Annotated in this window: 10 protein-coding genes and 2 pseudogenes; 2 read left to right on the top strand and 10 right to left on the bottom strand. The window is 22.5% G+C overall.

The genetic code is table 4. From position 1 onward, the window contains the following. Positions 1 to 523 precede the first annotated feature (523 nt). From C6B38_RS07920 to C6B38_RS07905, 4 genes are all read right to left on the bottom strand, one after another. The gene (locus tag C6B38_RS07920; RefSeq protein ID WP_105299219.1) at positions 524 to 1,045 is read right to left on the bottom strand and encodes a hypothetical protein; all 522 of its coding nucleotides are present in this window, start codon (positions 1,043 to 1,045) and stop codon (positions 524 to 526) included. A gap of 7 nt (positions 1,046 to 1,052) precedes the next feature. Then, entirely contained in the window at positions 1,053 to 1,526 is a 474-nt protein-coding gene (locus C6B38_RS07915) for a hypothetical protein (RefSeq protein WP_233485690.1), read from the bottom strand. A 126-nt stretch (positions 1,527 to 1,652) separates the two neighbouring features. Next, on the bottom strand, positions 1,653 to 2,249 hold the full coding sequence (locus tag C6B38_RS07910) for a hypothetical protein (RefSeq protein WP_199558620.1): 597 nt from the start codon (positions 2,247 to 2,249) through the stop codon (positions 1,653 to 1,655). Between the two features lie 13 nt (positions 2,250 to 2,262). Then, the gene (locus tag C6B38_RS07905) at positions 2,263 to 3,648 is read right to left on the bottom strand and encodes a hypothetical protein (protein WP_233485689.1); all 1,386 of its coding nucleotides are present in this window, start codon (positions 3,646 to 3,648) and stop codon (positions 2,263 to 2,265) included. Between the two features lie 244 nt (positions 3,649 to 3,892). On the opposite strand from C6B38_RS07905, the gene C6B38_RS11585 reads away from it, so the two are divergent. Further along, positions 3,893 to 4,057 carry a hypothetical protein gene (locus tag C6B38_RS11585; RefSeq protein WP_233485688.1) on the top strand — a complete coding sequence of 55 codons (165 nt, stop codon included), beginning with the start codon at positions 3,893 to 3,895 and terminating at the stop codon, positions 4,055 to 4,057. Continuing rightward, positions 4,017 to 4,202, top strand: a complete 186-nt coding sequence (locus C6B38_RS07900; RefSeq protein WP_233485687.1) for a hypothetical protein — start codon at positions 4,017 to 4,019, stop codon at positions 4,200 to 4,202. The genes C6B38_RS11585 and C6B38_RS07900 overlap by 41 nt, the downstream gene beginning before the upstream one ends. Here the strand turns inward: C6B38_RS07900 and C6B38_RS12460 are convergent. The 6 genes and pseudogenes from C6B38_RS12460 to C6B38_RS10400 all read right to left on the bottom strand — a co-directional run. Beyond that, positions 4,181 to 4,429, bottom strand: a complete 249-nt coding sequence (locus C6B38_RS12460; RefSeq protein WP_233485686.1) for a hypothetical protein — start codon at positions 4,427 to 4,429, stop codon at positions 4,181 to 4,183. The two genes, C6B38_RS07900 and C6B38_RS12460, sit on opposite strands and share 22 nt — an antisense overlap. 22 nt (positions 4,430 to 4,451) lie before the next feature. After that, positions 4,452 to 4,814, bottom strand: coding sequence for a hypothetical protein (locus C6B38_RS12455; protein ID WP_233485685.1), 363 nt, complete (start codon positions 4,812 to 4,814; stop codon positions 4,452 to 4,454). A 405-nt stretch (positions 4,815 to 5,219) separates the two neighbouring features. After that, a complete protein-coding gene (locus C6B38_RS07890) occupies positions 5,220 to 5,471 on the bottom strand; it encodes a hypothetical protein (RefSeq protein WP_233485684.1) in 252 nt (83 codons plus the stop codon). After that, entirely contained in the window at positions 5,471 to 5,674 is a 204-nt protein-coding gene (locus C6B38_RS07885) for a DUF2649 family protein (RefSeq protein ID WP_105299217.1), read from the bottom strand. The genes C6B38_RS07890 and C6B38_RS07885 overlap by 1 nt, the downstream gene beginning before the upstream one ends. Before the next feature lie 101 nt (positions 5,675 to 5,775). Next, positions 5,776 to 5,940, bottom strand: a pseudogene (locus C6B38_RS12450) (recombinase RecA); the annotation flags it as partial. Between the two features lie 213 nt (positions 5,941 to 6,153). After that, a pseudogene (locus tag C6B38_RS10400) lies at positions 6,154 to 6,629 on the bottom strand (hypothetical protein); the annotation flags it as partial.

The raw sequence follows: 6,629 nt of genomic DNA, 5'->3' as shown, positions 1-6,629 counted from the left end.
TAAGGACCACAAAATAAAATAATGTTTTGTTTGCATAATTTCAACTCCTCAATTAAAAATATTAAAAAAATTTACTTTCCAAAACTGTAAAAACCAAAAATACAAAATGTGTGTGGTTTCTACACTTAAATAATTTATACAATCTTTATAAAGGTAAGTAATATGACAAAAAAAATATAATTCTTTTGTAAAATTTTAATAATAGTAATATTTTAATTTTGGAAAAATATTTTATTTTATTAAAAAATAAAAAAATATTGTATTATTTTAATATTAAAACCAAAAATACAAAATGTGAAAGTATTTTTCCTAAATCTCTAAAGTAAACAGAATAATTATATAAAGGATTTATAATTATACTACTATCTCTCCCCTTTAGATTATCTCTTATCTTTTCTTTTTATTAATTAAGTTACCATAAAAAAATATTTTACATAAATCCTTATTTCGCCAACATAATTATTTTTGTTACATAAACAGAAAAAAACAATCAACTGGTTTTTCCCAACACGTTGATTGTTTTTTAATTTGTTAATTTAATTTGCTCTAAAAATTGAAATGTTTTTTTCCCAACAATAACTTTTTTTTCAATTTCACCATCAACTTTGTAAATAACTTTATTAAACAAACCATTGATATCAATGCCAATTACTTGTGATAGCATAATTTCTTCATCTAGAAAGAAAATAGTTTCATCATTTACTTTAATTCATAAACTATTATTAACTAATGTTTGAATAATTAAATAACTTAAAATTAAGCCATAATTACAAATTGCAATAATTACAAATAAATAAGCAAAAGTATTTGGGATACTTGATAAAGTCATTAATAAAATATAATCAATAATAATGAAAATATTAAGTGGAGTTAAAAATAGATAGATGGTAATAAAGATAAAAATTAGCATTGCTTTTCATTTATATTCTTTATTTGCTTTATTATTTTCTTTTTGTTTTTGATAATGAATAAAAAATAAAGTATGAAAAGTATATAAAGCTAACATTAAAATTAATGAAAAAACTAAAATAATGTTCATTTTCATTGTTAAATTAGCCTCCCCTATTTTGCTGTCATGTTTTAAAAATTGTCATTGATATTTTAACATCATTTGTAATAAAGCGATAAATTTTTTCAGTAGTACTAATAAAAAAACCGATTTGATAAAAACCATTAAGGTTAAAAACACTTGGTAAAACAAAATTAATATCTTTTAATCAAATGAGAAGATTTTCATCTTTGATTTGAAAAACTAAGCGGTAATTTGTAACATAAATGATCCCATTAATTTTTTCCTTACTATTACTAGTAGTAAGATTTAAATAACCAGTCAAGTATTCAACATAATATTGTTCTTTCATTTGTTGAGTTAAATAGTAAACATTTTGTTTAAGTTCTTTTTGCTTTGTTATTTCATAACCACTAATTGGTGCTTGATAATAACAAATTTCATTTTTTGGTAATTCATATTTTATTTGAATTGCCACCAAGTTAGCATTTAAAAATTGTTGATGATTATTAATCATTGTTTGAAGTTCGTTTTTTTTTGTTTGAAATCTTTTATTTTTTGTTCCTGGAATAAAGCTAAAATAGCAACAATAATTATTGCACCACCTAAAATAGTACTAAATAAAATAATTCCAATTAAATAACTATGATTCATGTTTTCACACCTTATAAATTAGATATGGCGTTTCTAAGCCTTTTACAATGATTATAAAACGTTTTTGTTCCGTATATAAATAAAACCCTTGGCATAGAATATTATTAATCCGAAAAATACTTAATTCAAGATTATTAATTTCACTTAATGGTCAGATCGTAGTAATTTCTTCATTTATAATTAAAATTCTTCGTTTTGTAATAAACATATGACCATTTTGAAATGGAATTTGATACATTTCTTTAATTCTTTTGCCTTCGCCATAACCAACACTAATACCATTTGAAAATGGGATTGTATATTTAGAATGAGTTTGACTGCTTTTTAATTTATGCTGAAGGTAAATAATAACAGGAATATTACTAAATACTTTTTCACCTGGTTCTAATTTGAATTTAACGTTAATTTCTTGCAAAGTTAATTTTGATAAATTATTATTAATATATTCTTGATTTTCAACTTCTAGTTGTTTGTAAATTTGGAAAAAAAGTTGTTGTTTTTTTTGATAAAATCATCCTAAAAAACCAACAAAAATAAATAATAAACTAAGAAAAAATCCAATTATAATTCATCCTAAGATTGTCATTTTCATCAACTTCCTATTTTAAAATATTAATACCATTATTAAAATTATTAATAAAGGTTTGAAGCATTAATTCTTCTGCTGAATTTCGTGGTTGTTCAAACCGGTTATAATAATAAATATTAATTAAATCTTTTGTTTTTTGATTTAGTTTATCATAATATTTTTTATCAATTAAAAAATGGGTACCTTGATTAAGAATAATACTTGATAGATAGTTTTGTCATTGTTTGTCATTTTTATTTTTTTCTTCTCATTCAGTAAAGTAAGTATTAAAAATACGATTATTTTTCTGATAAATAAAATAAACTTCCCCTTTTTTCACATTATTAACTAATCTTGTGTATAAAATTTTATTTGGTAAAAACGGATTATTTGGTGAATTAATTGCTTGAAAAGTAATTGGAGTTAATTGAGCTAATAAAATGTCATTGCAAACAATTGAATGAATTTCTTTTGGCAAAGTTATTTTTTTAACAACATAACTATGTTGTTGATTATCCAAATCATTTAGTAAACGAGACAATTCTAATTGATAAACTAATGCTAATTTCATAATTCGACGAAGTTTAATTGTTAAAATAACTTGTTCAGCAACACTTAAACTATAATAATAATTAACATAAGTTTCATAAAGTTCTTGATGATCAACTAAATTATCGTTAATATTCATTAATAATGCTTCTAACTGTGGAACAAGTGTTTTGTTTGATTTAACATATTCAGTTAAATGTTTTTGACAAAAAACATTAAAAAAATAAGGTGCTTGCTCTGCAATTGATAAATCTAAAAAAGATGTCTTAATATTTTTAAAAAAATGTTTAGAATGATAACGATTTAAATAATAATGATTTTTAGTAATATTAAACGAATAAAGATTATGCTGAGCAACTTTATTATTACATTCTTGTAAAATACATTTTTGTTTAGTACAATTTTTTAAAACTTGTTGATAATGCTTTGTTTCTTGTTGAATATATTGTTCTTTTAAAACTAAGTTTCCTACTGCTTGTAAAATTGAAATATATTTGGCGCGATTTTTAGTTGAATTTAATACCTTTGTTTTACAACAATTTGCATACTGTTCTTTACTTAAACAAATACATGATTCATTATCATCAAAAGTAAAAATTGGTCGGTAATGTTTATGCAAATAATCTAATTGATCATCATCTAAATAATAGCTTTTTAATAAAGCATCAAATATAATATATTTGGCGCGATTTTTAGTTGAATTTAATACCTTTGTTTTACAACAATTTGCATACTGTTCTTTACTTAAACAAATACATGATTCATTATCATCAAAAGTAAAAATTGGTCGGTAATGTTTATGCAAATAATCTAATTGATCATCATCTAAATAATAGCTTTTTAATAAAGCATCAAATATACATTGCAATTAGATAATATTAAATAATTTTATAAACAATTACTTTAAAAGTAATATTTTGGACCGTTAAATGATTATACAATTAGAGTACTTACTTGCAATGTTAGCTTCATTTTGTAGTTTTTTACAAAGGAAACATATAATTAAAAACACAATTAATTATTAAGATTGGACCATGACCATATTAATAACTAATTAGTCTTTATGTAACCTATTTTAACTACATTGTTATTATATTTTATTTGCAAAATTTTTGCAAGTATTTTTTAATTTAACAAATTATTTTATAAAAAAGACTAAAAAAATAATTTTTTCTTTTTTAAATAATATGATTAAAATTGCAACCGAAAATAATCAACGAATTGTTTGAAATGGTGGTGCGGGGTCATTATGAAGTATTAAAATTATTACAAAATAGTTCAATTACTTGATCATATATGTCACCAGCATTAGAATTCGAAGATATTGAACCACTAGGATGATATCAAACTAAAATTAGTGATGATGCTTTATACAACGAAATTAACATTAGTTTTGCTAGTTATGTGATTTCTGACCAATAATATTCTTTTTTATCAATAATTTCATCATTTTTTAAATCACGCACAAACTTTAACCATTGACTATCGTACTTATTGGCAAATTCAAGCGGAATAATTATTTTAAAAAACCGAATTCCTAACCCAACATCTGACTTATGTTTTGCTCTTTTACCTTCTGCTGTTCGTTCTACTGATTTTGTTTTTCAAATTTCATAATCCGTTATATCTTGGAAAATACCAATTTGCATAATAAAGAAACGATTAAAAAAATTAAATCTTTTTTTTAAAATGTAATAGTTTCGTTATCTTCAATGAAATTGGAATAATAATTCCACTTGCTAACTGGCGAATATTATTTCAAATCATAACCTCACGCTGAGCAGTAAACAACGCACGATGTCCAAAATGTGTCGCTAAAACAATTCACGGTATTTTACCACTATAAACTTTTTTCTCATCATGAGGACTAGTTCCATCAATATACAAATAACTTTCATCAAATAAAATAACACTATCATCTGGGGGAACCGGTTTTGTTCTATCGGTAAAATCTAAATTTTTAAATGTTAAAACTTTAACTTTATCATCTTCTAACGGATAATTACTATAAATTTCATCTGTCAATAATTTCATAGTTTGCGACAAATAAGTTAAAAGTAATGTTTTACCAGTTCCTAACTTACCAATAATTACCGATAACGGATTATCTCAAACAATTTAGACTGTATAAAAAAAAAGTAGGGTATAAAAATATAAAGAAATTAAATAAGAATAATTAAACCATTTACTAAAATGGATTTTTCAAATAAAAAAACAACCCTTTAACAAGAGTTGCTTTTTTGGAGCTTCATCGTACATTATACAAAATATAAAAATTTGTTGACAATAAAATTAAACATGGTATCTTTAAATTAAGTATGTGGATTATTTATTCCATAATTTCTTAAAATATATTAAATACCCTTAAATAATTTATACAGCCAAAATTAAACATGGTATCTTTAAATTAAGTATGTGGATTATTTATTCCATAATTTCTTAAAATATATTAAATACCCTTAAATAATTTATACAGCCAAAATTTACTAACCGAAAAGCATTTAACTGATAAAAAATATTTTTTCACAATCATCACACAAAATATACACATTGCAAAGCAAATAATATTCAAAATACTAAACCAACACAATACAAAGAAATTAACCAAAGTAATAAATCAATTAAACTAAACAAAAGCATTGAACCACTAATATAACAATAGTTTTTAAAGAAAAATATAAACTTTTTCATTATTTAAAATACCCAACTATTTTAAAAACCATTCACAAGAAAAACCAAGTTAAAAACAAAATCACAATTCAAACACCAACAATCAAAGTTAAATATTCATTTTGTGTTAAATTCCACATTATAATACTTTCAACATTCGTTTTATCTATAAACAAAAATATATGAATAAAAAACTCTTTTAATTTAATTCAATCATTTTGCATTTTTAAAAACTCCACATTTTTTGAATAAATTTAAAAAAAAAATTCCAAAAAACAAAACAATAAATAACACAAACGATATAACATATAAAAACTCAGGGGCAGCAATAGCATGGAAATGATAGGGTTGTTTTGCCTGATGATTCTGGTCCAAAAATTTCAATAATTTTTCCTTTGGGATACCCACCGACTCCAATTGCTTCATCAAGTAATAAACTTCCAGTTGAGACAGCTTCAATTGTGAGATTATTCTTATCCCCTAATTTCATGGTAGTATATATTATTTTGAGGTTTTTAATAAAATTAAGTAATTAGAAACAAATTATGTCTCGCTTATGAATAAATGATAACAAAATTTATAAAAAATTCAACTTTTTTAAAAATTATATTTTTAATTGAATAAATAATTTTATAAAATTATGGATTTTGACACACTAAAAAGTACTTTTTAAAGTTATTACTAATTTTAAAAAGTTTTTTATTTATAAAGATAAAAATTGATTTTGAGATTGATTTAATTTAAAAATATTAGATTCAATTTTTTCTTTATTTTTATTAATTTTAACTTCATTAATTCTGCTATTAAGTCTTAACATTGAAGCAATTAACATATTATTAAATGTTTCTTTACAATATATTTTTGCACCACGCCCCTTAACAACCTTAATATAATGTGAAACATCACCTTCAACATGACAACCAATATTATATTCTAATGCTTGATTTTCAATACCATCTTTATTATTTTTAATTAATTCAATAGTTCTATTAAGTCTTAACATTGAAGCAATTAACATATTATTAAATGTTTCTTTACAATATATTTTTGCACCACGCCCCTTAACAACCTTAATATAATGTGAAACATCACCTTCAACATGACAACCAATATTATATTCTAATGCTTGATTTTCAATACCATCTTTATTATTTTTAATTAATTCAATAGTTTCTAATA

The organism is Spiroplasma sp. ChiS (assembly GCF_002968355.1).
GTDB classification, from domain to species: Bacteria; Bacillota_I; Bacilli_A; order Mycoplasmatales; family Mycoplasmataceae; genus Spiroplasma; species Spiroplasma citri.
This window is presented reverse-complemented; position numbering and strand designations above follow the sequence as displayed.